Source organism: Microbacterium sp. zg-Y625 (assembly GCF_030246925.1).
GTDB classification, from domain to species: domain Bacteria; phylum Actinomycetota; class Actinomycetes; order Actinomycetales; family Microbacteriaceae; genus Microbacterium; species Microbacterium jiangjiandongii.
Genome location: NZ_CP126740.1, coordinates 1,087,612 through 1,113,296, shown reverse-complemented (window position 1 = coordinate 1,113,296; position 25,685 = coordinate 1,087,612). Strand labels below are relative to the sequence as shown.

General features: G+C 68.3%; 25 protein-coding genes. 13 read left to right on the top strand and 12 right to left on the bottom strand.

From position 1 onward, the window contains the following. Positions 1 to 9 precede the first annotated feature (9 nt). From QNO14_RS04975 to QNO14_RS04965, 3 genes are all read right to left on the bottom strand, one after another. A complete protein-coding gene (locus QNO14_RS04975) occupies positions 10 to 966 on the bottom strand; it encodes a PstS family phosphate ABC transporter substrate-binding protein (RefSeq protein ID WP_257505785.1) in 957 nt (318 codons plus the stop codon). A gap of 211 nt (positions 967 to 1,177) precedes the next feature. Next, positions 1,178 to 1,840 carry an NADPH-dependent F420 reductase gene (locus QNO14_RS04970; protein WP_257505784.1) on the bottom strand — a complete coding sequence of 221 codons (663 nt, stop codon included), beginning with the start codon at positions 1,838 to 1,840 and terminating at the stop codon, positions 1,178 to 1,180. Further along, positions 1,837 to 2,907 carry an LLM class flavin-dependent oxidoreductase gene (locus QNO14_RS04965; RefSeq protein ID WP_257505783.1) on the bottom strand — a complete coding sequence of 357 codons (1,071 nt, stop codon included), beginning with the start codon at positions 2,905 to 2,907 and terminating at the stop codon, positions 1,837 to 1,839. Before QNO14_RS04965 ends, QNO14_RS04970 begins: the two co-directional genes overlap by 4 nt. A 76-nt stretch (positions 2,908 to 2,983) precedes the next feature. Between QNO14_RS04965 and QNO14_RS04960 the strand changes: the two genes are divergently transcribed. From QNO14_RS04960 to QNO14_RS04945, 4 genes are all read left to right on the top strand, one after another. After that, the gene (locus QNO14_RS04960) at positions 2,984 to 3,508 is read left to right on the top strand and encodes a MarR family winged helix-turn-helix transcriptional regulator (protein ID WP_257495898.1); all 525 of its coding nucleotides are present in this window, start codon (positions 2,984 to 2,986) and stop codon (positions 3,506 to 3,508) included. Further along, positions 3,505 to 4,461 carry an NmrA family NAD(P)-binding protein gene (locus tag QNO14_RS04955; protein ID WP_257505782.1) on the top strand — a complete coding sequence of 319 codons (957 nt, stop codon included), beginning with the start codon at positions 3,505 to 3,507 and terminating at the stop codon, positions 4,459 to 4,461. Before QNO14_RS04960 ends, QNO14_RS04955 begins: the two co-directional genes overlap by 4 nt. Positions 4,462 to 4,495: 34 nt before the next feature. Next, complete coding sequence (locus QNO14_RS04950) at positions 4,496 to 5,608, top strand: NAD(P)/FAD-dependent oxidoreductase (protein ID WP_257505781.1); 1,113 nt, start codon at positions 4,496 to 4,498, stop codon at positions 5,606 to 5,608. Between the two features lie 108 nt (positions 5,609 to 5,716). Next, entirely contained in the window at positions 5,717 to 6,577 is an 861-nt protein-coding gene (locus QNO14_RS04945; RefSeq protein WP_257505780.1) for an alpha/beta fold hydrolase, read from the top strand. Positions 6,578 to 6,679: 102 nt separating this feature from the next. Here the strand turns inward: QNO14_RS04945 and QNO14_RS04940 are convergent, their stop codons facing one another. The 6 genes from QNO14_RS04940 to QNO14_RS04915 form a co-directional block, all read right to left on the bottom strand. Then, positions 6,680 to 7,195 carry a CGNR zinc finger domain-containing protein gene (locus QNO14_RS04940; protein WP_257505779.1) on the bottom strand — a complete coding sequence of 172 codons (516 nt, stop codon included), beginning with the start codon at positions 7,193 to 7,195 and terminating at the stop codon, positions 6,680 to 6,682. A 128-nt stretch (positions 7,196 to 7,323) separates the two neighbouring features. Further along, the gene (locus QNO14_RS04935) at positions 7,324 to 8,577 is read right to left on the bottom strand and encodes an MFS transporter (RefSeq protein WP_257505778.1); all 1,254 of its coding nucleotides are present in this window, start codon (positions 8,575 to 8,577) and stop codon (positions 7,324 to 7,326) included. 266 nt (positions 8,578 to 8,843) lie between these two features. Further along, complete coding sequence (gene poxB, locus QNO14_RS04930) at positions 8,844 to 10,568, bottom strand: ubiquinone-dependent pyruvate dehydrogenase (protein WP_257505777.1); 1,725 nt, start codon at positions 10,566 to 10,568, stop codon at positions 8,844 to 8,846. A gap of 59 nt (positions 10,569 to 10,627) precedes the next feature. Then, positions 10,628 to 11,665, bottom strand: coding sequence for an extracellular catalytic domain type 1 short-chain-length polyhydroxyalkanoate depolymerase (locus tag QNO14_RS04925; RefSeq protein WP_257495891.1), 1,038 nt, complete (start codon positions 11,663 to 11,665; stop codon positions 10,628 to 10,630). Between the two features lies 1 nt (position 11,666). Then, positions 11,667 to 12,917 carry a DUF2252 domain-containing protein gene (locus QNO14_RS04920; RefSeq protein WP_257506054.1) on the bottom strand — a complete coding sequence of 417 codons (1,251 nt, stop codon included), beginning with the start codon at positions 12,915 to 12,917 and terminating at the stop codon, positions 11,667 to 11,669. A gap of 56 nt (positions 12,918 to 12,973) precedes the next feature. Next, positions 12,974 to 13,747 (bottom strand): SDR family NAD(P)-dependent oxidoreductase, encoded by a 774-nt coding sequence (locus tag QNO14_RS04915; RefSeq protein WP_257505776.1) that lies wholly within the window; start codon positions 13,745 to 13,747, stop codon positions 12,974 to 12,976. Positions 13,748 to 14,026: 279 nt separating this feature from the next. Between QNO14_RS04915 and QNO14_RS04910 the strand changes: the two genes are divergently transcribed. Then, positions 14,027 to 14,509 (top strand): FBP domain-containing protein, encoded by a 483-nt coding sequence (locus tag QNO14_RS04910; protein WP_257505775.1) that lies wholly within the window; start codon positions 14,027 to 14,029, stop codon positions 14,507 to 14,509. A gap of 99 nt (positions 14,510 to 14,608) precedes the next feature. On the opposite strand, the gene QNO14_RS04905 is transcribed toward QNO14_RS04910, so the two are convergent. Both QNO14_RS04905 and QNO14_RS04900 read right to left on the bottom strand, forming a co-directional pair. After that, positions 14,609 to 15,526: an arginase family protein gene (locus QNO14_RS04905; RefSeq protein WP_257505774.1), complete on the bottom strand. Its 918-nt coding sequence runs from the start codon at positions 15,524 to 15,526 to the stop codon at positions 14,609 to 14,611. Positions 15,527 to 15,600: 74 nt separating this feature from the next. Then, positions 15,601 to 16,545 (bottom strand): LacI family DNA-binding transcriptional regulator, encoded by a 945-nt coding sequence (locus QNO14_RS04900; protein ID WP_257495887.1) that lies wholly within the window; start codon positions 16,543 to 16,545, stop codon positions 15,601 to 15,603. Positions 16,546 to 16,656: 111 nt separating this feature from the next. On the opposite strand from QNO14_RS04900, the gene QNO14_RS04895 reads away from it, so the two are divergent. From QNO14_RS04895 to QNO14_RS04870, 6 genes are all read left to right on the top strand, one after another. Next, on the top strand, positions 16,657 to 18,192 hold the full coding sequence (locus tag QNO14_RS04895) for a mannitol dehydrogenase family protein (protein ID WP_257505773.1): 1,536 nt from the start codon (positions 16,657 to 16,659) through the stop codon (positions 18,190 to 18,192). After that, on the top strand, positions 18,189 to 19,193 hold the full coding sequence (locus QNO14_RS04890) for an L-idonate 5-dehydrogenase (RefSeq protein ID WP_257505772.1): 1,005 nt from the start codon (positions 18,189 to 18,191) through the stop codon (positions 19,191 to 19,193). Before QNO14_RS04895 ends, QNO14_RS04890 begins: the two co-directional genes overlap by 4 nt. Positions 19,194 to 19,274: 81 nt before the next feature. After that, positions 19,275 to 20,666 (top strand): MFS transporter, encoded by a 1,392-nt coding sequence (locus QNO14_RS04885; protein ID WP_257505771.1) that lies wholly within the window; start codon positions 19,275 to 19,277, stop codon positions 20,664 to 20,666. 69 nt (positions 20,667 to 20,735) lie between these two features. After that, the gene (gene manD / locus QNO14_RS04880; RefSeq protein ID WP_257505770.1) at positions 20,736 to 21,962 is read left to right on the top strand and encodes a D-mannonate dehydratase ManD; all 1,227 of its coding nucleotides are present in this window, start codon (positions 20,736 to 20,738) and stop codon (positions 21,960 to 21,962) included. Continuing rightward, positions 21,952 to 22,605: a bifunctional 4-hydroxy-2-oxoglutarate aldolase/2-dehydro-3-deoxy-phosphogluconate aldolase gene (locus QNO14_RS04875; RefSeq protein ID WP_257505769.1), complete on the top strand. Its 654-nt coding sequence runs from the start codon at positions 21,952 to 21,954 to the stop codon at positions 22,603 to 22,605. The genes manD and QNO14_RS04875 overlap by 11 nt, the downstream gene beginning before the upstream one ends. Then, positions 22,602 to 23,576 (top strand): sugar kinase, encoded by a 975-nt coding sequence (locus QNO14_RS04870; protein WP_257505767.1) that lies wholly within the window; start codon positions 22,602 to 22,604, stop codon positions 23,574 to 23,576. The genes QNO14_RS04875 and QNO14_RS04870 overlap by 4 nt, the downstream gene beginning before the upstream one ends. A 42-nt stretch (positions 23,577 to 23,618) precedes the next feature. On the opposite strand, the gene QNO14_RS04865 is transcribed toward QNO14_RS04870, so the two are convergent. Continuing rightward, a complete protein-coding gene (locus QNO14_RS04865) occupies positions 23,619 to 24,125 on the bottom strand; it encodes a hypothetical protein (RefSeq protein ID WP_257505765.1) in 507 nt (168 codons plus the stop codon). Positions 24,126 to 24,639: 514 nt separating this feature from the next. On the opposite strand from QNO14_RS04865, the gene QNO14_RS04860 reads away from it, so the two are divergent. After that, complete coding sequence (locus tag QNO14_RS04860) at positions 24,640 to 25,104, top strand: GNAT family N-acetyltransferase (RefSeq protein WP_257506053.1); 465 nt, start codon at positions 24,640 to 24,642, stop codon at positions 25,102 to 25,104. 187 nt (positions 25,105 to 25,291) lie between these two features. Beyond that, the gene (locus QNO14_RS04855; RefSeq protein ID WP_257495879.1) at positions 25,292 to 25,684 is read left to right on the top strand and encodes a hypothetical protein; all 393 of its coding nucleotides are present in this window, start codon (positions 25,292 to 25,294) and stop codon (positions 25,682 to 25,684) included. The last annotated feature ends 1 nt before the right edge of the window (position 25,685 follow it).

The following is a 25,685-nucleotide window of genomic DNA, read 5'->3' as shown; positions in this document are numbered from 1 at the left end:
GGGACTCACTCAACCGAGTGAGGCGAGTTCTTCCTGGGCGACGGTGATCTGCTCCTGCGTCAGCGGGACGAACAGCGCAAGCTCCGCGATCTCATCGGAGTTGGCGACGTAGAAGTCGACGAACTCCTTCACCTGGGGCTTGTCCGCGTACGCGGCGTTCTTCACGTAGATGAAGAGCGGGCGCCCGAGCGGCGTGTAGGTGCCGTCCTGCACCGTTTCGGTGCTCGGGTAGACGCCGTCGATGGAGGCGGCGACGATGGTGCCCTCGTTCTCTTCGACGTAGCTGAGGCCGAGGAAGCCGATCGCTCCCTCATCACCTGCGACGCCCTGGATGGTGATGTTGTCGTCCTCCGAGGGGCTGTAGTCGGTGCGGATCGCACCCGTCTCACCGTTGACCTCTTCGGTGAAGTAGTCGAACGTGCCCGAGTCGGTGCCGGCGCCGAAGAGCACGAGCGGCACGTCGGGGAAGCTGGGGTCGACGTCGGCCCAGCTGGTGACGGTGCCCTCGGATGCGGGCGCCCAGATCTTCGCGAGCTGCTCGAGGGTGAGATCGGTCGCCCAGTCGTTCTCCGGGTTGATGATCACCGACAGCCCGTCGTTCGCGGCGATGATCTCGGTGAACTCGACACCGTTCGCTTCGCACTCGGCGGCTTCCTCGTCCTTGATGGGGCGGGAGGCGTTGGAGATGTCCGTCTCGTCGGCGCAGAACGCTTTGAAGCCGCCCCCGGTGCCGGAGGTGGCGACGGAGACGTTCACCGAGGCATCCTGCTCCCGGAACAGGTCCGCGGCTGCCTCGGTGAGGGGGGCGACGGTCGAGGAGCCGTCGGTGGTCACCGAGCCGCCGGCGCCGGCGTCACCGCTTTCGGCGGAACCGCCGGCGGCGGACTGGCCGCCGCACGCGCTCAATGCGAGAGCAGCGGCGGTGAGCGTCGCAACGGCAGCGAATCTGGCTGTGGTCTTGGTCACGGGTGCGCTTTCCTTCATGCCCGGCGAGGGCTCCAGGCCCGCCCGGTGCGGGGCAGGTCAGATAGTCGGTTCTCTATCTGACTGCCAGCGAAGTCCCGCACCTTGAACGGCGGGTGAACGCGGCCTGGCGGTGGGATGTCCCCCAGCGAACCGTCTGGTGATCGCCGACCACGAGCAGCCCGTCGTCACACCCGCGAAGGTGGACTCCCCGTCACTCCGACAGCATGACGGGAGCAGGGATGCCGGTGAGCTCGTGGAGCCGGTCAATGGGGACGTTCGCGCCGAAAGCCGGCATCCCGGGCTCGAGCCGACTGCCCGCTGCGAGGCCGCCGATCGGGAGCGGGTCGAATCCGAGCGCGTCGATCAGCTCCGCCACGACGGCGAGGTCCTCGGGCGAATCGCCCGCGAGCGCGATCGCCTTGCGCCCGGGGCTGCCTGCTGAGCGAGCCTCGTCCTCGAGGTCGTGGTAGCCCATGTGGTTGAGCGCTTTGACGACCCGCGCCCCCGGCAGCGCCTGCTGCACGGCTTCGCTCGAGGAGGTTCCGGGCGGGACGATGCTGTCGCGCGGACCGTCGGTCTCCCACCAGTGGTTCATCGCGTCGACGACCAGCTTGCCCGCCAGCTCAGCCACCGGGAGGTTCAGGTGTTTGCCGAGCGGCAGCGCGAGGATCACCAGGTCCGACGAGCGTGCAGCCTCGGCCGGCGAGGCGGCGGTCGCGCCCGGCGTGAGGACCTCCGTGATCAATGCGATTCTCGCGGGGTCGCCCGAACCTGCGATCAGCACGCGCATGCCCGCGGCGTCCGCCAGGCGCGCCAAGACGGTGCCGACCTTTCCGGCACCCAGAATGCCGACGGTGTGTATGGGCCCCGTCACCGCGCCACTCCCACCCTGACGTCGGACTGTTCGGCCACGAGTTCGCGGACCCGCGGTATGACCTGGGTGCCGTACAGCTCGACCGAGCGGAGCCGTGCACTGGCTGACACGGTGCCGGCGGCCGAGTAGATCATGTCGAACCGGCCGGCATCCAGCACTCCGACAGCGTGGGCGATCTTTCTCGCGACCGTCTCGACCGAGCCGACGTAGAGCGAGCCGTGCGCGACCTCGGACTCGAACTCCTCGCGCCGCAGCGGCGGCCAGCCGCGCAGCGCGCCGATGCGGTCACGGATCACCTTGTATCCGGGGTAGAAGAGCTCCTTGGCTTCGGCGTCGGTGGCCGCGACGAACCCGGGCGAATGCATCCCGACCGGCTGTGCGATGGTGCCCTGCTGCTCGCTCGCCCGCCGATACAGATCGGCGTAGGGGGCGAACCGGTCCGGCGCCCCGCCGATGATTGCCAGCATGAGCCGGAAGCCGTAGTGGGCCGTGCGGATCACCGATTGCGGCGATCCTCCGACTCCCACCCACGTGTTGAGTCGCCCCGACTCGGTCTTCGGATACACGTCCGCCTCGTGGAGCGCGGCACGGGTCGTCCCCTCCCAGGTGACCGGCTTCTCGTCCAGGAGCCGGTGGAACAGGTCGATCTTCTCCTCGAACAGCACCTCGTAGTCCTTGAGGTCGTATCCGAACAGCGGAAACGACTCGGTGAACGAGCCCCGTCCGAGGATCACCTCGGCACGACCGTGGGAGAGCGCGTCGACGGTCGCGAAGCGCTGGAAGACGCGCACCGGGTCGTCCGAGGACAGCACCGTCACACCGGAGGCGAGCCGGATGCGCTTGGTCACGGTCGCGATGCCGGCGAGCACCGTCTCGGGACTGGATATCGCGAACTCCGGCCGGTGGTGCTCCCCCAGGGCCACCACGTCGATGCCGATCTCGTCTGCAAGCACAGCCTCGGCCACCGCAGCACGGATCGCCTGCGCCTGTGAGACGACCTGCCCCCGGTCGTCACGGGGCAAGTCGCCGAAGCTGTCGATTCCGAACTCGATCTGTGAAGCATCCATCGTGTGCCTTCCTTTTTTAGTTGACATGTGAATCATCGCGGCATATTGTTCACATGTCAACTACTGAGGAGCGGTGATGGGAACATCGACACGTCACGACCTGCCGACGAGCGAAGAACTCGCGATCTGGCGGGCGCACATCGAGACCTTCCTGATCGTGCGCTCTCGCATCGAGGCGAGGCTGCAGCAGAACTCGGGACTGTCCAGCGGCGACTACAAAGTGCTCCTCGCGCTGAGCGAGGCGGAGGGCAAGGCGTTGCGCGCCTCGGAACTCGCCGCCCAGATCGAATGGGAGCGCAGCCGACTCTCCGGACACCTGGGGCGAATGGAGAACCGACGCCTGGTGCGCCGCGAACCCTGCGCGGAGGACGCCCGCGGATCGCGCGTGTGCCTCACCGATGAGGGCGCCCGCGCTTTCCGTGCCAGCACGCTTCCCCACCTGCGCGCGATCAAAGAGCTCTTCGTCGACGCGTTCACACCCGAGCAACTCGCCCACCTGGGTGAGGCCGCGGCCGCGCTGCGCGGTCACCTGGGCCTCGACGCCCACCCCACCCCCGCCAGCACGAACCATTCGGACCTCTCGATAGGAGAAGCCTCATGACCAGCAAGCCGATCATCGTCGTCGCCGGCGCCACCGGGGCGCAGGGCGGAGGTGCGGCCACGGCCCTCCTGGAAGACCCGCAGCAGCGCTTCGCGGTCCGCGCCCTCACGCGGGACCCGCAGTCTCCCGCCGCCAAGGCCCTCGCCGATCGAGGCGCGCAGGTCGTCCGGGCGGACTTCGCCGACCCGTCGACGTTGGACGCCGCCTTCGCGGGAGCCCACGGCGCGTTCCTCGTCACGAACTTCTGGGAGCACGGGTCCGCCGCGCAGGAGAAGGATCAGATCGCCAACCTCGCCGCCGCGGCGGCATCCGCGATGCTGTCCCATGTCGTGTGGTCCACCCTGGAGGACACCCGGGACCTGCTGCCGGTCAGCGACCCCCGCATGCCCGTCCTGCAGGATGCCTACAACGTGCCCCACTTCGACGCGAAGGGCGAGGGGAATCGCCTGTTCACCGAGGCGGGCGTCCCCACGACGTTCCTGAACACGACCTTCTTCTACCAGGGCTTCATCGACGGGTTCGCTCCCCGCCGGGGCGAGGACGGTGAGCTTGTGCTCGCCCTGCCCTTCGAGGCGCAGAAGCGGCTCGCCGGGGTGGACGTCGACGACATCGGCCGCACGGTGCTTGCCCTCCTCGCCGCCGGAGACGCGTACGTCGGGAAGACCGTGAATCTTGCCGGCGACCACCTCACCGGCAGCCAGTACGCGGACATCATCGGCGAGGTCATCGGCGAGCGCGTCCGGTTCGACAGCATTCCGTACGACGTCTTCCGCGCGGCGCCGATCCCGGCTGCCGAAGAGGTGGCGAACATGTTCCAGTACTACGGCGACTTCGAGAACGAGTTCACCGGCGCCCGCGACCTCACCGCGCTGCGCCATCTCAACCCCGACCTGAAGTACTTCCGCACGTGGGCGCTCGAGAACGCCGACGCGTTGAAGACCGCGACTGGCTGACGGATCGCGCCGCCCCCGACAGAAGGACGCAGCAGTGGGAGAAGAATCAGTCCGCCGAACCGACGTGGTCGTGATCGGTGGCGGACAGGCGGGATTGTCGGCCGGCTTCCATCTGAGTCGGCGTGGGTTCACCAGTGCGCTCACCGGCCCCGACGCGGAGCGCACCTTCGTGATGCTCGATGCCGAGGAGCTGCCGGGTGGTGCGTGGCTGCACCGGTGGCAATCCCTGACGATGGCCACCGTCAACGGCATCTTCGACCTCCCGGGATTTCGGCAGGCGCCTCCCGACCCGGCTGCACCGGCACGGGACGCAGTGCCCGCGTACTTCTCCGCGTTCGAGCAGCACGCGCAGCTGCCGATCCTCCGGCCCGTCACCGTGATTTCGGTCACGCGCGCCGATGACGACCCCGACGGTCGACTCCTGGTCCATTCCAGCGCCGGGACGTGGAGCACCCGTGCGATCATCAACGCGACCGGAACCTGGACCAATCCGACGCTCCCCTCCTATCCCGGGCAGGAGACTTTCGGGGGACGCCAGCTCCACACCCGCGACTACACGACGCTGCGCGACTTCGCGGGCGAGCGGGTCGCGATCGTCGGAGGGGGGATCTCAGCCGTCCAGCAGCTCGAAGAGATCTCGCGAGTCGCGGAGGTGTTCTGGTACACGCGCCGGGAACCGGTCTTCCGCGACGGCGGCTTCACGCCCGAGGTGGAGGGGCGTGAGGTCATCTCGAAAGTCACGGCAGACATCGAAGCAGGAAACCTCACCGGCAGCGTCGTCTCCTACACGGGTCTCTTGTGGACCCCCTACGCACTCGCCGCGAAGCGACGCGGTGTGCTCATGCGACGGCCGATGTTCACGCGAATCGAACCGGCAGGCATGCGAGAGCCAGACGGCACCCTCACCCCCGTCGACACGATCCTCTGGGCAACAGGATTCCGCCCCGCCCTCGCTCACCTCGACCCGCTGGGGCTGCGCAACGCCCGGGGCGGGATCGAGATGCGAGGCACGCAGGTCGCCGCCGAACCCCGTGTGCATCTCATCGGGTTCGGCCCCTCACAGTCCACCGTCGGCGCGAACCGAGCGGGGCGCGACGCCGTGCGCGCTCTGACCGGCCGCCCGCAGCCGGCCGTCGTCCGGGGTTGACCGACGGCAGCCCGCCGCTTGACCCGGTTGCAGGAACAGGGCTTTGACTTCCCTCAGGGCTGCACCACTCGCTCGCCGCTGAATCCGCACCGATCCCCAGGGGGAACCATGCCTTCCGTCCACCACCGCACCCTCATCGTCGACGGCCTCGACGTCTTCTACCGCGAAGCGGGCCCCGCCGACGCCCCCGTGCTTCTCCTGCTGCACGGGTACCCCACGAGTTCGCACATGTTCCGTCACCTCATTCCCGCCCTGGCCGACCGATACCGCGTCATCGCGCCCGACCACATCGGCTTCGGGCGATCGTCGGCTCCGTCCGTGGACGACTTCCCCTATACCTTCGACGCCCTCGCCGACGTCACCGCCCGGTTCCTCGAGCAGGTCGGCGTCACTCGGTACACGGTCTATGTGCAGGACTACGGCGCACCCATCGCGTGGCGTCTCGCGCTGCGGCATCCCGCCGCGGTCGAGGGCGTCATCTCGCAGAACGGCAACGCCTACGAAGAGGGTTTCGTCGACGACTTCTGGGCGCCCATCTGGGCGTACGCGGCCGACCCCTCTCCCGAGAACAAGAGCGCGCTCCGCCCGGCGCTCGAGCGCGCAGCCGTCGAATGGCAGTACACACACGGGGTGCCCGACCCCACGACGATCGACCCGGATGCCTGGGAGCACGACATCGCCCTCCTGAGCCGGCCCGGGGTGGACGGAGCCCAGCTGCACCTCTTCGGCGACTACTCGACCAACCGCGAGCTCTACCCCCGCCTCCACGAGTGGCTGCGCGAGACGCAGGTGCCCGTGCTCGCCGTGTGGGGCCGCAACGACGAGATCTTCGGCGCCGCCGGGGCCGAAGCCTTCCGCCAGGATGTTCCGAACGCCCGCGTCGAACTGCTCGACGCGGGCCACTTCCTCCTGGAGTCGAACCTCGACGACGTGGTGGAGATCATCCGCGATTGGCGCGGCGGGTTCTGACGCTCGATCAGGGACGAGCGGCCTGAGCCGCTTCATCGGGGCGGTTCGGCGCCCAGCCGTACGGCGAACGGTGTCTTCCGCAGCCTGCCGGAGGGGCGTCGCTCAGCTTTGCGCCGCCGCGCGACGGTGAGCCCGATACGCGCGTGTGCGGTTTCGGTTCTGGCAGGTCAGCGAGCAATACTGGCGGCGTCCTGCCGGCGACTGGTCGACGTACACGTCGGCACATGCGTCGCCCTCGCAGACACCGAGCCTGCTGGCATCCGGTTCGTGGCGAAGGTGGTCGATCAACGACAGCGTGGCGCCGGCCAGCAGCGCCCGATCGCGGCGAGCGGTGTGCCAGACCTCCTGCACCGCCCAGGCCTCAGAGGCCAGCGCCGGTGACATCTGCGCCTCGGAGATGAGTTCGTTGAGACGATCGGCACACTCTCGACCCGAGGATGCCGCGAAGATCGGATGGACCAGGTTGGCCGTCTCCACGAGGGTGCGCTCGTCGAAGGGCGGAAAATGCGCCCAGAACGGAGGGCTCTGTGCACGGAGGCTCTCGGCCGTCGGATACGGCTCGTTGCCCTCGTGCGCTTCGGTCCGGGGAGCATCGCCCCACTCGTTGACGATGTGCACGAGGAGCGGGAGGGGCAGAGGGTGCACCTCCGCGGTCTTCGGCGCTGCCATCGAGCTCCACCTCCTGTCACCGGTAGTCAGAGCGTAACGCGTTGCACCGGACGAGGCGGATGGGGGGCGGTGATGCGTCACCGCGCCTCCACCGCGTCGTCGAGTCCGCGGAGCTTGCGCACCGGGGACCAGAGGATCCACCCTATGGCGAGCGTGGTGCCGACTGCTCCGACGACGATGGCGACGGCTGGTCCCCCGGCCGTGGCGACGAATCCGGCGGCGATGGCGCCGATCGCGATCATTCCCCAGCTGAGGAACCGGTAGGCGGCGTTGACCCGTCCGCGGATGTCGTCGGGAGTCGCGAGCTGGCGGACGGTGACCGCCTGGGCTCCGGCGAGGCCGACGCCGAATCCGCTCAACGCAAGCGCGACACCCGCCACCGCGAGGGCGGCGGCCGAGGGCGCCGCCGCGGTGAAGATCAGTGCGAGCGGGGCGGAGTTTCCCACGATCGATGCGGCGATGAGGGATCGTCCGTAACCGAATCGTCGGGTCGCTCTTGCGCTGACCAGCGCGCCGAGCACGGCGCCCGCACCCGACGTCATGAGCAGGCCGCCGAGGATCGCCGGACCGAGGTCGTACTGCTGCGTGACGTGCAGCGTCAGGCCGAGCAGCAGGATCTCGCTGGCGAAGTTCCAGGTCGCGGCTTCCAGCGCCAGGTCGCGCACGACCCGGTTGCGACGGAGAAAGGCGAGTCCGGCCCTCGCCTCGAGCCACGGGGAGACTCGATCGACCGCTTCGTTCCGCGCACGCTCGACCGCGGTGACGCGCGTGAGGAAGAGAGCGGAGAAGAGGTAGGTGGCCGCGTTGGCGGCGAGTGCGATCGGCGCGGTCAGCGTCTGGACGATCACGCCGCCTACCCCACTGCCGGCGATCGACATGGCCGACTGGGTCGACGTCAGGCGCGCGTTGGCATCGGTGAGCCGGTCGTTCGGCACGACCGCGGGAAGCAGCGAGAAGTCGGCGAGCTGCGCCAAGACGGTGCACGTGCCGATCACGAAGACCGCGACGGCCAGCATCCAGATCGGCAGTGGAAGGGTCAGCGCGGCGATCACGATCGCTGTGAGGACCACTCCGCGTGCGAGGTCGGCGGCGATGAGCAGCCTCTTGCGCCGCATGCGGTCGACCACCACACCAAGCGCCAGAGTGAGGACGAGGAACGGCGCGTACTGAGCCACACGCACGACGGCGAGCTCGCCCGCACTCGCGTCGAGCGTCAGCAACGCGAGAAGAGGCAAAGCCAGCTCGCCGATCTCGGAGCCCAGTAGCGACGTCGCTGACGCGGCCCACAGCCACCGGAACGATCGACTCGGCCAGCGCTCCCTCGCTCTCACGGTGCCGGCCCCGCCTCTCAACTCGGGCTGCTGTTCTCGCGATCCGGTCAGGTCACCTGTCGATTCACTCACCGCGCCCCCAAGGGTCAAGGTGTGTCACGCCATCATTGACGCCACCACGTGACAACTATGTCACGCGATGTCGGCGCTTGTCACGTGACCCGGCGTGAATTGATCACCCAAAGGCGATGCTGTGCACGGAGCGTCTCTCTGCATAAAGCCGGGCGACCTCCGACACATGCAGAGCCTCCGATTCCCCTCCGGGTTCAGAAGAGCTGGCGCCAGTTCGCCTTGGCGAGATCGAGCAGCTCGTCGCCGCGGCCCGACATGACGGTGCGGATCGCGTAGAGCGCGAACCCTTTGACCTGTGCGGCCTCGATTGCGGGCGGCATGGAGAGCTCCTGCCGTTCGGTGACGACGTCGAGCAGGGCAGGCCCGTCGTGGTCGAGGACCTCGCGCAGGGCACCCGGAAGGTCCTCGCTGCGCTCCACGCGACGCGCGAAGATTCCCATCGCCTCGGCGATCGCGGCGAAGCTGGGGTTGTTGAGCCCTGTCCCGTAGGTGACGAATCCGGCCGCCTTCATCTCCAGCTCGATGAAGTTCAGGGAGGAGTTGTTCACCACGATCGTCTTCACCGGCAGCGCGTTCTGGGTGAGGGTGAGCAGTTCCCCGAGCATCATCGCGAGTCCGCCATCGCCGGCAAGCGCAACGACCTGTCGGTCCGGATGCGCGACCTGCGCGCCGATCCCGTGGAGCAGCGCATTTGCCATCGACCCGTGCGTGAACGAGCCGATCAGGCGCCGCCCCTCCGTCATGGACAGATAACGCGCGGCCCAGACGGTCGGCGAGCCGACGTCCGCGGTGAAGATCGCGTCGTCGGCGGCCTGCTCGTTCAGCAAGCGGGTGAGGTACTGCGGATGAATGGGACGCGTGCTCTTCGCCGGCACGGCCAATTCGTCGAGCTTCGCCCGTGTCTTCCGGTAATGGGCGGTGGCATCGTCCAGGTGTCCCCGATCATCGCGCACGGCGAGTCGCGGGAGGAGCGCCGCAGCGGTCGCGCCGGCGTCGCCGACGAGGCCGAGGTCGAGCGGATGCCGTCTACCCAGCTGCGACCCGCGGATGTCGACCTGGATGGTCGTGGCGCGCTCGGGGTAGAACTGCTCGTACGGGAAGTCGCTGCCGAGCACGAGCAGAGCATCTGCGCCCTCCATGGCACGGTATCCGGAAGCGAACCCGAGCAGACCCGTCATCCCCACATCGAACGGATTGTCGTACTCGATGAACTCTTTGCCCCGAAGGGCATGCACGATCGGTGCGGCCAGCCGGTCGGCGAGAGCGACGACCTCATCATGCGCGCCCTCCACGCCCGCGCCGGCGAGGATCGTGACCTTCCGCGCGGCGTTCAACAGCGCCGCGGCCTTGTCGAGCTCGGCATCGCTGGGCACGATCACCGGATGCGATCGCTCGATCACGACGGCACGGTTGTCGCCGACCTCGGCGAGGGCGACGTCCCCGGGAATGACCAGCACGGCGACTCCGCGCTGCTCGATCGCCGCACGCATCGCGATCTCGAGCAGCCGCGGCATCTGCTGGGGGTCGGCGACGTACTCGACGTAGACGCTGCACTCCCGAAACAGCTCCTGTGGATGCGTCTCCTGAAAGTACCCCGTGCCGATCTGCGCCGTCGGGATGTGCGCAGCGATGGCGAGCACGGGAACACGCGAACGGTTGGCGTCGAACAGACCGTTGATGAGGTGCAGGTTGCCGGGCCCGCACGATGCCGCGACGACTGCCAATTGACCCGTCAGCGCAGCATCCGCAGCCGCTGCGAACGCCGCAGACTCCTCGTGCCGCACGTGCAGCCATCGGATCGTGCCGTCCTTGCGAAGCGCATCCGTGAACGCATTCAACGAATCCCCCGGAAGACCGTACACACGGTCGATCCCGTTGGCGTGCAACGTCTTCACGATGTTCCCAGCGACAGTGGCCATGACAGATCATTCCTTCAGGTTTGGGTTGTGCGGTTTTCGGGGACAGCGAGGCTCCGTCGTCACCGGTTGTCGTGGAGCTCGGCGAAGCTCCAAGCCATGCGAGTGGCATCCGGACCCGCGGCGTCGGTGAAGATCCCCTCGCTGCCCGGGGTGGACCACACGTGGGCCAGCTCCTCCGAGAAGACGTACTCGATGAGCGCGTCGCCCTCGGATGTGCGCAATCTGGTCTGCTCGTAGCCGTACTGCTCGCCGGCGGGAGGGTGTGTCACGGTCTCGGCGACGAGGTCGAGGCTGTCGTTGTCCAGACCGTCGTCGACGAGGTCGTGCAGGGCGATCCAGTGTTCGACCAATCGTTCGCCGACGAGAGACGGCACGACCTCGTCCCGGCCTCCCTGCACGATGAGCAGGGGGACCTGCCGGGCCCTGTCGCCCATCTGCTCCCAGGCCAGTCGGCCGGTGGTGGTGGGCGGGGTGGCGTCCGGATCATCGGGATCTACCCGGTCGAGTCCGTATTCACCTCCGGCGACGGAGGTGACTGTCGCGAACACATCCGGGTAGGTGACACCGAGGATGACCGCCGTCCCCGCACCCGATGACGCCCCCGAGACGTGGATCCTGTCCGGGTCGGCGCCGTAGGTCTCCACGACCTCTTGCGCCACGCCGGCCAGGAGCGCCGGCTCCCCCGCTCCTCGGATCTGATTGCGCGGATCCGCGGAGTTCCAGCAGTTGAGCGTGTTCTCGAAGGGCCGCTGGGTCGGATACACGACGATGAAGCCTTCGCGATCGGCGAGGGCGTTGAACTGAGTGGATGCCTTCATCGAATTCCACCCGAATCCCGTCATGCCGCACCCGTGAATGGCCATCATCACCGGCAGCTGAGTGGAGCCGTCGTGCTGCGGGGGGACGTGCACCTGGTAGTGCTGATGGGCACCATCCGACGACACATAGACGTGGTTGTGGTCGGCGTCGCCCGTCCACCAGGGCAACCCGAACTGGAAGACGATGGCGAGCATCACGGCGGCGGTCGCGAGCAACGCGGTGACGCCGCTGAGGACCCACGGCCATCTCCGCCTGCGACGATCACGGTGCGCGGGCATCTCACCCCACTCCTTCCTCGGCCTTCAGCTCACCTGCAGCGATCGCGGTGAGGAGTTCGGCGTGATCCGCATGAGTCTGGTCCGCGTACGCGCGCGCAAAGCGGAGGATCTCTTCTTCGAAAGCGGCTCCTCGTCCGATGTACGCGGCGATCGCCGCGGGGTCACCGCTGCGGGCGTGCGCCTTCGCCAGCGTGCGACCGCAGGCCTTGGCGAACTGAGGCAGGTACGCCGCGATCTCGGCTCCCTTGGGGATGATCTTCATGTCGCGGTACTGACGCACGTAATAGTCCATGCCGTCGACGCGCATGTGGCCGAGGAAGATGTCGGCGGCGGACTGCATGAGGCGCTGACCCACGACGACCCGCTCGCCGTGGTTCGAGAACTCACTCGGGCCGAGGAACTCCTCGTACACCGAGGCGGCGGCCTGCTTCGCCTGCAGGAACAGCGGCTGACGCCCGCTGTCACCCTCCAGAAGATGCAGCCAGACGCGCATTCCGACGCTCCCGACGCCGACGATCTGCCGGACCGAGTCGCTGCGGGTGAACCGATCGATGAGCCGACGCAGATGGGGCGGGATGGAGGCGAGGTACGTGTCATAGACCTGCCGATAGGCACGGATGCGCTCTTCCTCGCTCATCCCCTCGTCGATCCGCTTCATCGGCTCGAGGAGGATCCTGTGCTGTCCGTTCTCTTCGGTGACCAGCTTCTTCGCCGCGCCGTGGTGGGTCTGCTTGCGCGACTGCTTCTCTATGGCGCGCGCTGCGGCATGAGCGGAGTCCGAGGTCAGTCCCTTCAGCGGCACATCGGCCGTGACCTGGTCATACCAGACGTCGAGCTCTCCCATGCGGGCGTACCGTCGCATCGCCTTGCGGTATCCCGTCAGGACTGCGGATGCGGCATCCTCACCGCAGGTGCCGCCGAGTCGCTCCGAGTCGGCGAGCACGTGCACGCTGGCGACGAGGCGCTTCAGATCCCATTCGAATGGCCCCGGGAGAGTTTCGTCGAAATCGCGCGCGTCGAACAGCAGGCTCCGCTCCGGCGAGGCCCACAGCCCGAAATTGAGGATGTGCGCGTCGCCGCACATCTGCACTGTGAGTCCCGAATGCGGCGCAGCGGCGAGATCAGCGGCCATCACGGCTGCGGCGCCGCGCAGGTACGCCCAGGGGGAGGATGCCATCCGCGCATACCTCAACGGCAGAAGCCGTGCCTCGCGGATTCCTTCTTGCGCACGTAACCGATCGACGGCTCGCATCTGCCGGACGCCGGGGTCCCATGCCACCGCATGAGAGAGGCCTCCGCCGGGAGGGCTCATCGACCGCGCTCCTCGGCGATGGAGTTGGCGCCGTCGATCGTGATGAGCTGTCCGGTGATGTAAGACGCGCCTTCGCCTGCGAGAAACGCGATCACGTACGCCACCTCGTCTGCGGTGCCGGATCGGCCGACGGGTGTGGCCGCGCCCATACGCCGTTCCTGATCGGAGGCGGATGCCGTGTCGATCCACCCCGGAGCGACAGCGTTCACCGTGATGCCGGCCGCGGCCATATCGATCGCCGCCGCGCGCGTCAGTCCCACGATCCCGGCCTTCGCCGCGTGGTAGGCGACGTCGCCCCGGTATGCGGCGACGGGGCCCGACACCGAGGACACGTTGACCACGCGCCCGTAGCCGGCGGCCTGCATGGGGCCCGTCACGGCGCGGGTCATCAGGAACGTCGTGGTCAGGTTCCGATCGAGCGAGGCGTGCCAGTGGCCGAGGACCGTTCTGCCGATCCCGCGCGGCGCGTACGAGTCGGACACGGCCGTCATCCCGGCGTTGTTGACGAGGATGTCCACTCCACCGAACAGATCCCGCGCACACGCGACGACCGCGTCCGCGCCGCCCTGATCGGTGAGGTCGGCGACCACCCCTTCCGCTCGGATGCCTGCGTCGCGCAATTCTGCGACGCGCTCGAAGATGCGATCCGTCGTCGATGTGATCACCACCTGGTTTCCGGCGAGCCCGAGAAGACGCGCTGACGCGAACCCGATTCCGTGAGCGCTTCCCGCGCCGGTGACGATCGCCACTCGCTGTCTTCGAGTTGTCATGGTCAAACTCCCCTCTTGGGATCGACCGCCGAAACGGCCGGACGACGTCGACACGTCGAGTCAAGACCGTGTGGTCGCCACAGGGTCAAGCGCCTTGCCTTGATGCCGAAGCGTAGGCTTGGCGGGTGAGCTTCCCGGAGGTGGTCGGCGCCCGTATCGCCGGCATCAGGGCGTGATGCCCCCGGTCGCGTCTTCTGACGCGGCCGCCATCACCGACCCCTTAACGCCTACGCCCGTGCGGCGCGCATGACGCGCCCGGGCATCACCGAAAGCGAAACCATGCTCCCCATCACCGAGAAGACCCTCCGCGCGTCCTTCGTCAACGCCTCTCGCAAGGAGGTCAGCGACCTCACCCTTCCCGCCGGTTTCGAGACGCTCGACTGGGATCGACTGGATTACCTGGGCTGGCGCGACCCGAAGATCGGCCGGCGCGCGTATGCCGTGGTGCCGTCGTTGGACGGCGACCTCATCGGCATCCTGCTGCAGCAGGCCACGACGTCACCGCGCTCGCGCGCCCAGTGCGCGTGGTGCAACGACGTCACCCTCCCGAACAGCGTGGTGTTCTTCAGCGCCAAGCGCTCGGGCAAGGCGGGGCGCAACGGCAACACGATTGGCACGCTGGTCTGCGAGGAGTTCCAATGCTCGCGGAACGTGCGCCGCACTCCCCCGCTCGCCTACGAGGGGTACGACCTCGAAGCGGCCCGCCAGCGACGGATCGAAGAGCTGCAGCTTCGCACCGCGTCGTTCGCCGCTGAGGTCTAGCAGGGGCAGGATTCCTGCGCGCGCCTCTCCTGCACGACTCGGTGGGGCGGCCGCGCGCTGCGCCACGGCCTGACGACGGTCTATCGGATCACGCGGCAGTCATGCCAACGCCGCTTGCAGCATGCTCACGAGCGCCTTCGCCGCGACACGTTCTGGGTCGTGGTCGGGGTTGTATTCCACGAGCAGCGCGCCGGCGCACCGTGGCTCTTGGAGGAGGACGCGGAGCAATTCGGTGAGGTCGCGGAGTGAGAGCCCACGACCGTAGGAGGGTACGTCGGCCGCGGGTACCTGGAGGAAGTCCAGCACGTCGACATCGATGTGGACCACGACATGATCGTTGCTCAGCCCGGCGATGGCGCGGCGCGCCGCCGCCGCCGGATCGGCGGACACGATCGACCCCGGGATGCGCACGCTGCCCACCTGCCCGTGCACGTCCTCTTCGTCGTCGGTCAAGCCCAGGAAGACGACATCGGAGTCTCGCAACAGCGGTCGCCGTGGGCCGATGCCGGCGATGGCGTCGTCGGTGCCAGGCAGGTCGAGCATGTGCGCGACTCCCATGGAGTCGAGGATGGGTTCGTCGGGGTGATCGGCAGGGATTGCGAGATCCTGCCCGCCGTCAACCCAGATCATCCCGACATCGCGCCCCGCAGTGACGAACGCACTCACCATCGCGATGGCGAGTGTGCACTCCCCTCCGATGATGAGAGGTCGCGCGCCTTCCTCCAGAAGCTCGACAATACGAGTACGCGCGTTCACCAGCACCTCGAGCACCGCGTCGGCATTGTTCGGCCTGTCGGCCTGGCGAAGGGGTGCCCACAGGGCCTCCGGTTGGTCACCGCAGTCCCGCACCGCGACTGGTCCCCGGTGGAGCGCCTCCATCAGCCCGGCCGAGCGCAGGGCACCCGGGCCCTTGTCCAGCCCGGCCCAGTGGGCGGCCGCGCTGGAAGGAACGCCCAATACGCTCCACGGCCGGTTGCGCTCCCGATTGGCTTCGCTGACAAGCACCCTCGATGTCATGGGGCCGACTCTCTCACGGGCCCCCGACACCGCAGCGATTTCACCCGCATAACCGCCCAGCGCGGAGACGCGCGCTAGGCTGCCCGCGCAACCCCGGTCGACGCCCGGACGATCAGCTGCGAGCCGAGCGTCACGACGTCGCCGATCACGGTGCCGGCGATCGCCTGCAGCAGCAGGTCGACGGCGAGGGCGCCGCTGCGCTCGATGGGCATCTGCACCGTGGTGAGTGCCGGGGTGACCGCCCCGGCGAGGTCGATGTCGTCGATGCCCACGAGGCTGATGTCGTCGGGGCAGGAGCGCCCCAGTTCCAGCATCCCCGCCTCGAGCCCCAGGGCGACGAGGTCGTTGTATGCGACGACGGCCGTGGCCCCGCTCGCTGCCGCGAGTGCGGCAGCGGCGCGCCCGCCCTGAATCGACGCGGCGTGGTGGCTGAGGCGGGTGAGACGGATGCCGTGGTGTTCGCACGCCGCGGCGATGGTGTCGAAACGGCGGGCGTCGGCCCATGACCCTTGCGGGCCCGAGGCGTAGGCGATGTGCTCGTGCCCGAGGGCGACGAGGTGCTCGATGGCCTGACTGGGACCGTGCACGGCGTCCATGATCACGCAGGGGACGCCGTCGATCTGCCGATTGATGATGACTGCAGGGCTGGTGCCGATGAGGGCGATGACCTCGGCGTCGGGCAGGCGGGGCGAACACAGCAGCATGCCGTCGAGCCGACGAGCCTGTTCGATCTGCTCGCGCTCGCGGCGGAGGTCCTCATCGGCGTCGAACAGCACGATGCGGTGGCGTCCGTGCCACGCCTGGCTCTCGATGGCCTTGAGAAGCTTGCCGTAGACGGGGTTGGCCACGTCCGGCACGATCACGCCGAACGTGCGGGTGGCGGTGCCCGCCTGCGGGTTGGCATAGCCGAGGTCGGCCGCTGCCTCCATGACGCGCTCGCGCGTGGCGGCAGCGAGGCGCTCCGGCTCGCCGAACGCACGCGACGCGGTGGCGATCGACACCCCCGCGCGGCGTGCCACGTCCGTCAGTGTCGCTGCCACGTTCACCCCCCGCCTCGCCGCAATCCTAGGACATCGCGCCATCACTGAAACAGCTTGACAAGTTTGTACAACTGATTCACACTGTTTTTCATGACGATCAACGCCGATCTCCGGATGCTGAGCCGCACCACCCCTGCGGCCACCGCTCCGCTGGTCAACCCCGCGGGCGCCGGCATCCTCCATCTCGGTCTCGGCAGCTTCCACCGGGCGCACCAGGCGATGTACACCGCCGCTGCCCTGCAGAAGGAGGGCGGCAGCTGGGGAATCGTGGGGGTCGCCTCCCGCTCCCGCACGGTCGTCGAGGCGCTGCGCGCGCAGGATTTCCTCTACTCCGTCGCCACCATCTCCCCCGCCGGCACGACGCTCGCGATCCCCGGCGTGCACAGCGATGCCTTCGTCGCGGCCGACCAGCCCGAGCGGGTCGTTGCGCACATCGCCGATCCGGCCATCCGCATCGTGACCCTCACCGTCACGGAGAACGGATACAGCTACTCCGCCTCGACTGAGCACCTCGACCTCGACGACCCGTCGGTCCGCGCAGACCTCGCCGGCGGCGCACCCCGGTCGACCATCGGACAGCTCGCCCGTGGGCTGCAGGCTCGGGCGGCCGGCGCGGGCGAGCCGCTCTCGGTGCTCAGCTGCGACAACCTCGCGGCCAACGGCAAGCACACCGAGAAGCTCGTGCGCGAGTTCCTCCAGGCGCTGCCCGGCGGCGAGGCATCCGATGCCCTCGCTTTCCTCGACCGCGCCGTGACGTTCCCCTCGAGCATGGTCGACCGCATCGTCCCTGCCACGACGCCGCAGCTGCGCAACGAGGTCGGCACGCTCCTCGGCGCCCGAGACGAGATCCCCGTGCCGGGCGAGCCGTTCTCGATGTGGGCCATCGAGGACCGGTTCGCCGCCGGACGCCCCGCGTGGGAGGCGGGTGGTGCCGTCTTCACCGACGAGGTCGGCCGTTACGAGCAGATGAAGGTGCGCCTGCTCAACGGCACCCACTCGCTCATCGCGTACCTCGGCGCTCTCCGCGGCGTCGCGACGATCCCCGAGGCCATCGGCCTGGGCGGGATCGAGGATGCCGCGCGCTCCGTCATGCGCCGCGAGTACGAGCCGTCGGTCGAGGTGCCCACCGGTGTCGACATCCGTGAGTACGAGGGCCAGCTCTTCGAGCGTTGGGGAAACAGCGCCCTTGGTCACCGCACCAGTCAGGTCGGCTCCGACGGCTCGGTGAAGCTCCGCCAGCGCATCCCTGAGCCCGCGCTGCAGGCACTCGGGCGCGGCGAGATGCCGCACCTGATCGCGCTCACCGTCGCCGGCTACCTCTCCTGCCTCGCCCCGCTGCCCGGATTCGATCCCGGCATCGAAGCGGCCGCAATGACCGACTCGGCGCGCGAACGCCTCGCCGCTTTCTCGGCCACCGTGCGCGATGGCGGAGAACTCGCCCTCCGCGTGATCACCGACCTGCAGCTCTTCGGCACCGCCCTCGCCCACCAGGACGCGTTCATCGCCCGGGTCGGCGAGCTCGTCGACATGATCCGCACCCGCGGAGTGGATGCCGCCATCACCGATGCGGTTTCGGCATCGTCCGGGACGTCGTCCGCACTCACCACGAAGGGGGGACGACGATGAAATCGCTCGTCATCCACAGCAAGGAAGACATCCGCTGGGAGGACCGCGAGGTCCCCGAGCCCCGCGACGGCGAGGTGCGGCTGCGCGTCGCTTTCGTGGGCATCTGCGGATCCGACCTGCACTACTACTTCCACGGCGCCAACGGCGAGTACACGATCCGCGAGCCACTGACCCCCGGTCACGAGCTCTCCGGCGTCGTCGACCTCGACCCGTCCGGACGCCTCGCGCCCGGCACTCCGGTCACTGTGCACCCCGCGCGCTACGGTGCCTCTGCACCCGGCCTCGAGGACCGCCCGCACCTGCGTCCCGGCGGCGACTACCTCGGCAGCGCCGCGGCGAACCCGCACCGCCAGGGCGGGGCATCCGAACTGCTCATCGTCGAGGACCACATGGTGCGGGTGCTGCCCGACACCCTGCCCCTTGAGCGCGCCGCGCTCGCCGAGCCGCTCGCCGTCGCGCTGCACGCCGTGAGTCTCGCGGGTGACCTCACCGGCCGGCGCGTGCTCGTCATCGGCGCGGGCCCCATCGGCCTGCTCGTCGTCGCGGCTGCCGTGCACGCCGGCGCCGGGGTCGTCGGCGCGAGCGACGTGCGCCCCGAACCGCTCGAACGCGCGCAGGCGCTGGGCGCGACGGAGGTCTCCCTCGTCGGGCGCGACACGATCGAGAACGAGTCGTACGACGTCGTCTTCGAATGCTCCGGCGTGGGCGCCGCGCTCACCCAGGCCGTGCGCGCGGCACGCCGCGCCGGCACGGTCGTCCAGGTCGGGATGCTCCCGAACGCCGACGTCGGCGTGAACCTCGCGCCGATGCTGGCGAAAGAGCTCACGATCCGCGGTGCGTTCCGCTTCTCGACGGAGATCGACGACGCCGTGCGGATGCTCGCGGAGTCAGATGCCCTCGACCCCGTCGTGTCGCACGTCATCCCGGCATCCGATGCCGTCAGCGCGTTCGAGACCGCCCGCGACTCGTCCGCCTCCGCCAAAGTGCTTCTCTCCCTCTAGCAATCACCACTATCCAGCGGCCCGCCGCTCCCGTCACACCGTCACACCCATACCGTTTCCTGGTCCGAAGGAGTACCTCCCATGTCCGAATCGCAAACGACGGTCACGGCCGCCGATCCCGCAGCGAAGAGGTCGGTCCGCGACCTCGTGCGCGCCGCCGTCTCCGGCTGGCTCGGCACTGCCCTCGAGTTCATGGACTACCAGCTGTACTCGCTGGCCGCCGCGCTCGTCTTCGCCGACCTCTTCTTCTCCGCGGAGAACCCGGCCGTGGCAGTGGTCGCCGCGATGGCCACCTACGGCGTCGGCTACGTGGCACGCCCTGTCGGCGCGTTCTTCTTCGCCCGCCTCGGTGACAAGACCGGCCGCGCCAGGGTCCTCTTCTACACGATCCTGCTGATGGGTCTCGCGACCACGCTCATCGGCGTACTCCCGACCTACTCGCAGGTGGGCATCCTCGCGCCGATCCTCCTCGTGCTGCTGCGCATCGCGCAGGGCTTCGGCGCCGGCGCGGAGATCTCTGGAGCCGGCGTCATGCTCGCCGAGTACGCCCCCGCGAAACGCCGCGGCATCATCGCCTCTCTCGTCGCCCTCGGCACCAACTGCGGCACCCTCCTGGCCTCGGGCATCTGGGCCATCCTGCTGATCGCGTACAGCGAGGAGGAAGTCATCGAGTGGGCATGGCGAATCCCCTTCATCGCCAGCGCGGTCATCATGCTCTTCGCTCTCTGGGTGCGCTTCAACCTCAAGGAGACCCCGGTCTTCGAGGAGCGTGACGACGTCGTCGACGGCAGGGCGCTCTCCAAGGCGGACGCGCTCCAGCTCGCCACCGAGACCGGTGACGTCCGCACGCTGGAGGCGATGCAGCACAAGCCCATCAAGGCCTTCATCATCGCGCTGATGCTGCGCTTCGGCCAGGCCGGGAACTCCGGCATGATCCAGACGTACCTCATCAGCTACATCACCGTGGTGCTCCTGCTGGACCGCTCGATCGGCGTCAACGCCGTCATCGTCTCGTCGCTCGTCGCCTTCATCACCGTGCCACTGTCGGGCTGGCTCGGCGACCGCTTCGGCCGCAAGCGCATGTACATGATCTGGGCGGTCGTCGCGCTGATCGTCATCATCCCGACCATGCTCATGATCAGCAGCGGAGAGACCACGCAGGTCTTCGTGGGCTACGTCGTGCTGCACAACCTCGCCGTGATGAGCTTCGCGTCGCTCGAGAACCTGACCATTCCGGAGATCTTCGGCGCACGGAACCGCTACACCTACACGGCGATGGCGCGTGAGATCGGCGCCATCGTCGCAACCGGTGCCGGCCCCGTCATCGCGGCCGCCTGGGTCTCCGCCGTCACCGGATCGTTCATCCCGATCATCATCATGCTGATGTTCTTCACGCTGTGCACGCTCATCGCGTCGATCTGGATGCCGGAGGTCGCCGGTCGCGACCTGACGGACCCCCGCGACGCGATCTGACCGACCAGACCATCACAACCCGGGGTGCGGGCGCCTGAACGTCCGCACCCCGCACCCCCAGGAGACACCATGGCCATCGAGCTCGTCGATGTCATCATCACCAGCCCCGGACGCAACTTCGTCACGCTCAAGATCACGACCTCGGACGGCTTCGTCGGCTGGGGCGACGCCACCCTCAACGGTCGCGAGCTCGCCGTCGCGTCCTACCTCGAGGACCACGTCGCATCCACGCTCATCGGCCGCGACGAGGATCGCATCGAAGACACCTGGCAGTACCTCTACCGCGGACCGTACTGGCGTCGCGGCCCGGTGACGATGGCGGCGATCGCCGCGGTTGACATGGCGCTCTGGGACATCAAGGCGAAGAAGGCCGGAATGCCCCTGTACCAGCTGCTCGGCGGCGCCAGCCGCGAGGGCGTGCGCGTCTACGCCCACGCCTCGGGCACCGACTACGCCGCGCTGAAGAACGCCATCACCGGGTACGAGGAGCTCGGCTTCACGGCCGTTCGGGTGCAGACCGGCGTTCCCGGCCTCGGCCAGATCTACGGTGTCTCGGCGGCCGGCCACGGTGTGCGCTACGACTACGAGCCCGCCAAGCGCTCCGGCGACCGCCCCGCCGAGGAGCGCTGGGACACCCGCAACTACCTGACGCACATGCCCGGCGTTTTCGCGCAGATCCGCGAGGACTTCGGCACGGACCTGCGCATCCTCCACGACGGCCATCACCGGATGTCCCCGATCGAGGCCGCGCGCTTCGCGAAGGACATCGAGCCCTACGACCTCTTCTGGCTCGAGGACTGCACCCCCGGCGAGGATCAGACCGCGCTCCGTCTCGTTCGCCAGCACTCCACCACACCCCTCGCGATCGGCGAGGTCTTCAACTCGGTGTACGACTATCAGACCCTCATCACCGAGCGACTCATCGACTACGTGCGGTCGGCGGTCACCCACACGGGCGGCATCACAGCGATGAAGAAGCTCCTCGACTTCGCGGCGATCTACGGCATCAAGTCGGGCATCCACGGTCCGACCGACATCTCCCCCGTCGGCATGGCCGCAGCTCTCCACCTCGGCCTCGCGATCCACAACTTCGGCATCCAGGAGTACATGCCGCACAACGAGCAGACGCTCGAGGTGTTCCAGACCTCCTTCACGTTCGACCGGGGCTTCCTGCACCCGGGCGATCAGCCCGGGCTGGGCGTCGAACTCGACGAGGATGCCGCCGCCGGCCACGAGTACACGAAGGCCTATCTGCCGGTGAACCGCCTGCTCGACGGGACCGTGCATGACTGGTGAGGCGCGCCGCGTCGCGCTCCCCGCGCGCACGGCCGAATCCCGTCTCATCGTGGTCGCCCGCGCCGAGCGCGCCGAGGATTACGCCCCGGTGCTCGACGTGCTGATCGACGCCGGCCTCCGCAGCGTCGAGCTCACGCTCACGACGCCCGGAACGCTCGACCATCTGCCCGACCTGCTGCGACGGTACGAGGGGGCGGTCGACCTGGGCGTCGGCACCGTCACGAACGGCGACGAGCTCGCACGCGCGGTGGATGCCGGCGCGAGCTACCTCGTGACCCCGATCACCACTGCCGCCTTGATCACACAGGCGACCGCGGCTGGTGTGCCGATCGTTCCGGGCGGACTCACGCCGACCGAGCTGTTCACGTCGTGGTCGGCGGGCGCATCCGCTGTGAAGATCTTCCCCGCCGGGCAGGTGGGAGCGTCGTACCTGAAGGACCTCCGCGGACCGTTCCCCGACATCGTCGCCGTCCCTTCGGGCGGCATCGACCTCGCCGAAGCCGACGCCTGGCTCACCGCCGGTGCCGCCGCGGTGAGCGTCGGGGGACCGCTGCTCGGTGACGCGTTCCGCGGCGGCGATCTCCAGGCCCTCCGCGACCGCGCCGCGGCCTTCGTCGCCGTCTGCAACAGGAGCGCCACATGACCGAGACCGCCCGCCCCGACGCCCATACCCCCGCCGTCGTCACGTTCGGTGAGACCATGGCGCTCGTGCGCACGACCGAGATCGGGTCACTCAAGCACGCGAGCACACTGGCTCTCGGCATCGGCGGTGCCGAGAGCAATGTCGCCATCGGGCTCCGCCGTCTCGGAGCGCCCGTCTCGTGGCTCGGCAGAGTCGGCGACGACCCGCTCGGCGAGCGGGTGCTGCGCGAGATCCGAGGCGAAGGCGTCACCGTGCACGGCATCGTCGACGCGGATGCCCCCACCGGCCTCATGATCAAGGCACGACCGTCGTCCAGCTCGTCAGCCGTGCACTACTACCGTGCGGGATCGGCCGGTTCACGCCTGGCGCCTACCGACCTGCCGGCTGGGTGGGTCGAAGGGGCATCGATCCTTCACATCACGGGCATCACGCCGTTGCTCTCTCCCTCTGCCCGTGAGGCCGCCCGCGACGCCGTCGATCGCGCGCGAGTGGCCGGTGTCACGGTGAGCTTCGACATCAACTACCGCTCCGCGCTGGCGGACCCCGCCGTTGCCGAACCCGTCCTTCGCGACATCGCGGAGCGGGCCGACATCATCTTCGGTGACGCCGCCGAACTCGGCGTCCTCTACCCGGATGCCACCCCCGCCGATGCGGCCGCACGGCTGATGGATGCCGGGACCAAGCAGGTCGTACTCAAACTCGGGCCCGAGGGGGCGGCGACCTCGACCAGCTCAGAGCGCATCGAATCCCCCGGATTCGTCGTCGACGTCATCGACACCGTCGGCGCCGGCGACGCCTTCGTGGCGGGGTACCTCAGCGCCCACCTCGCTGGGCTCGACCTGCGATCCACGCTTCTCCGAGCGAACGCATGTGGCGCAATGGCCTGCCAAGTCCCAGGAGACTGGGAAGCGGCTCCCACCCTGCAGGAGCTCGAGCGATTCCTCGAGGGCGGAGACCCCGTCAGACGCTGACGGCCTGTCCCTCACCGTACTCGTCTCGTCGACGGGCCCGCGTCAGACCGGCTGGGGGATGACGCCGCCGGCCCGCTCCCAGTGCCGCAGGAGCTCGGGCTGCACGGGGACGGCCAGTTGCTCGGCGGCCTCTTCCTCGCTCTCACGAAGCGCGTGCTTGAGCGACTCGGCCACGCCGTCGTCAGTCTTCAGGCCTCGCTCTTTCCAACCCGGGATCATCTGCTCGAGGTAGTAGTTGACCCTCGTCACCTGCGGGGTCGCGTTGTACTCCGCCGTGCGGACGCCGTTCTCTGCTGCGAGGGCACGCAGGGTGCTCCGCAGCTGCGCGGTGACGACGTGACGGTCGTCGACGACGATGCCGCCCGTCGCGGCGAGGCCGTAGCGGAGCGCCACGCGCACGTCATCGTCGTTCGACGGACGTTCCGCGTTCTCCCACCAGTCGGTCATCAGCCCGAGGTCCTCGCCCTGGGTGCGTGCGAGGTCGAGCACGGTCTGATCGGCGTTCGCTGTCCACGTGAGCTGTCCGAACGGCTTGACGAAGTAAAGCAATGGGTCCTCCCCCGGGTCTATCCGAGCGTATCCACCGTCACCGACACTGTGCGTCTGGCGCCCACACAGTGCTCGAGCTGCAGGGTGTTCTGGGCGTCCGTATCCGAGAGGTGCGTAAAGCGCCGCCCGGCCATCCGGGGGCAACGGCCGCGGAGCAGGAACGATCGGGGCGAATCGACGCGCGAGACACGCAGCGAGGTCATTTCGGTGGGAAATGATGGCCAACTCCCCTAGCCCCACCTGCGGGCGGCCTACGTAGGAACTGCCAAAGGGAGCATCCGCCCCCACGGACCCCGTTCCGGGCATCGGCCTTGAACCGACTCGGGTGAGGTCCGCGAAAACGGCCCGCATGGCCGGGGTTGACCGTGCAAGTCTGCGGGCGGGTCATGCGATCGAAGTTTTCGTTGGCCGCTGCCTGTGCGAACCCCGCGCGCCTGGTCCAGTTCATCGTCGGGCTCGCGCGCTGATGGACCCGCTTGCGAACCCTCTATCCCTCAGTGAGTCTCGTCGAGTGATGGACGTGGTGGTTCGCGACGGTACTCCGGATGACGCCCCGAGTCTGGCGGTACTGAAGCTCGCATGGGCGAACCGTCATCACGTGACCGTTGAAGAAAGTCAATCGTTCGCCCGAGACCTCGCCTCGTGGATGGCGTCACAGGGTGATTCACTGCTGACGCGGGTAGCGGAGCACCGTGGCGATCTTGTCGGCATGGCGTGGCTCGTCGTCTTCGACCGAGTCCCGGACTTCAGCGATAGGAATCGAAGGACCGGCGACGTGCAAAGCGTCTTCGTCAGCCCCGAGTTCCGGCGTCGAGGAATCGGGCATGCGTTGGTGAGCTCGCTCGTCGATGCGGCCGACCTGCGAGGAATTCCGCGGATCACCGTCAGTTCGAACGATGCTGCGGCGCGACTCTACCTGGGGACAGGTTTCGAAGCATCGCCGCGGCTCCTCGAACGCCGACTCAACCAGGAACGCTGATGGACCGGCTTGCGGGTAGCCGCGGGTTCAGCTTCGTCCTGGACCGCGGTCGACGGGAGAACTGCCTTGGTTCACTCTTCTTTGCGCGGGCGAATCTCATTCGCACAGCTAAGAAACATGGCCGTGGAGGGTCGCGACAGCGCGGAAATTCGTGATCTTCGGCTGGTAGGCATGTACATTTCGGCGTATGAGCTCACGACGCTTCGTGGCACCGGGCCTGGTCGCGACCGTCTTCCTGTTGACAGCCTGCTCGCCTCCGGCCGAGTTTGCGCGGGAGCAGACTGCAGCGGATCGACCAGATTCTGTCGTCGACGGGTCCGCCGACAGGATCGACGTCGGGACTCTTCGATACGTCGGAAACGCGGATGAGTTCGACGTCTATCTCGCGCGCGCATCTGACGACAGCGAGACGCTGTGCCTTTCGCTCGTTCTCGATGACGTTTGGCAAAGCACAGATTGCGGGCGCGACTCTGTATCCGTCCGGATCAGCGACAGCGCTAGTGTCGCGGCCGAGATCGACCACCGTGGCGGGGAAGGTCGGGAGATGATCTCCGAAAACGTCTGGGTCGCCCGAAAATAGG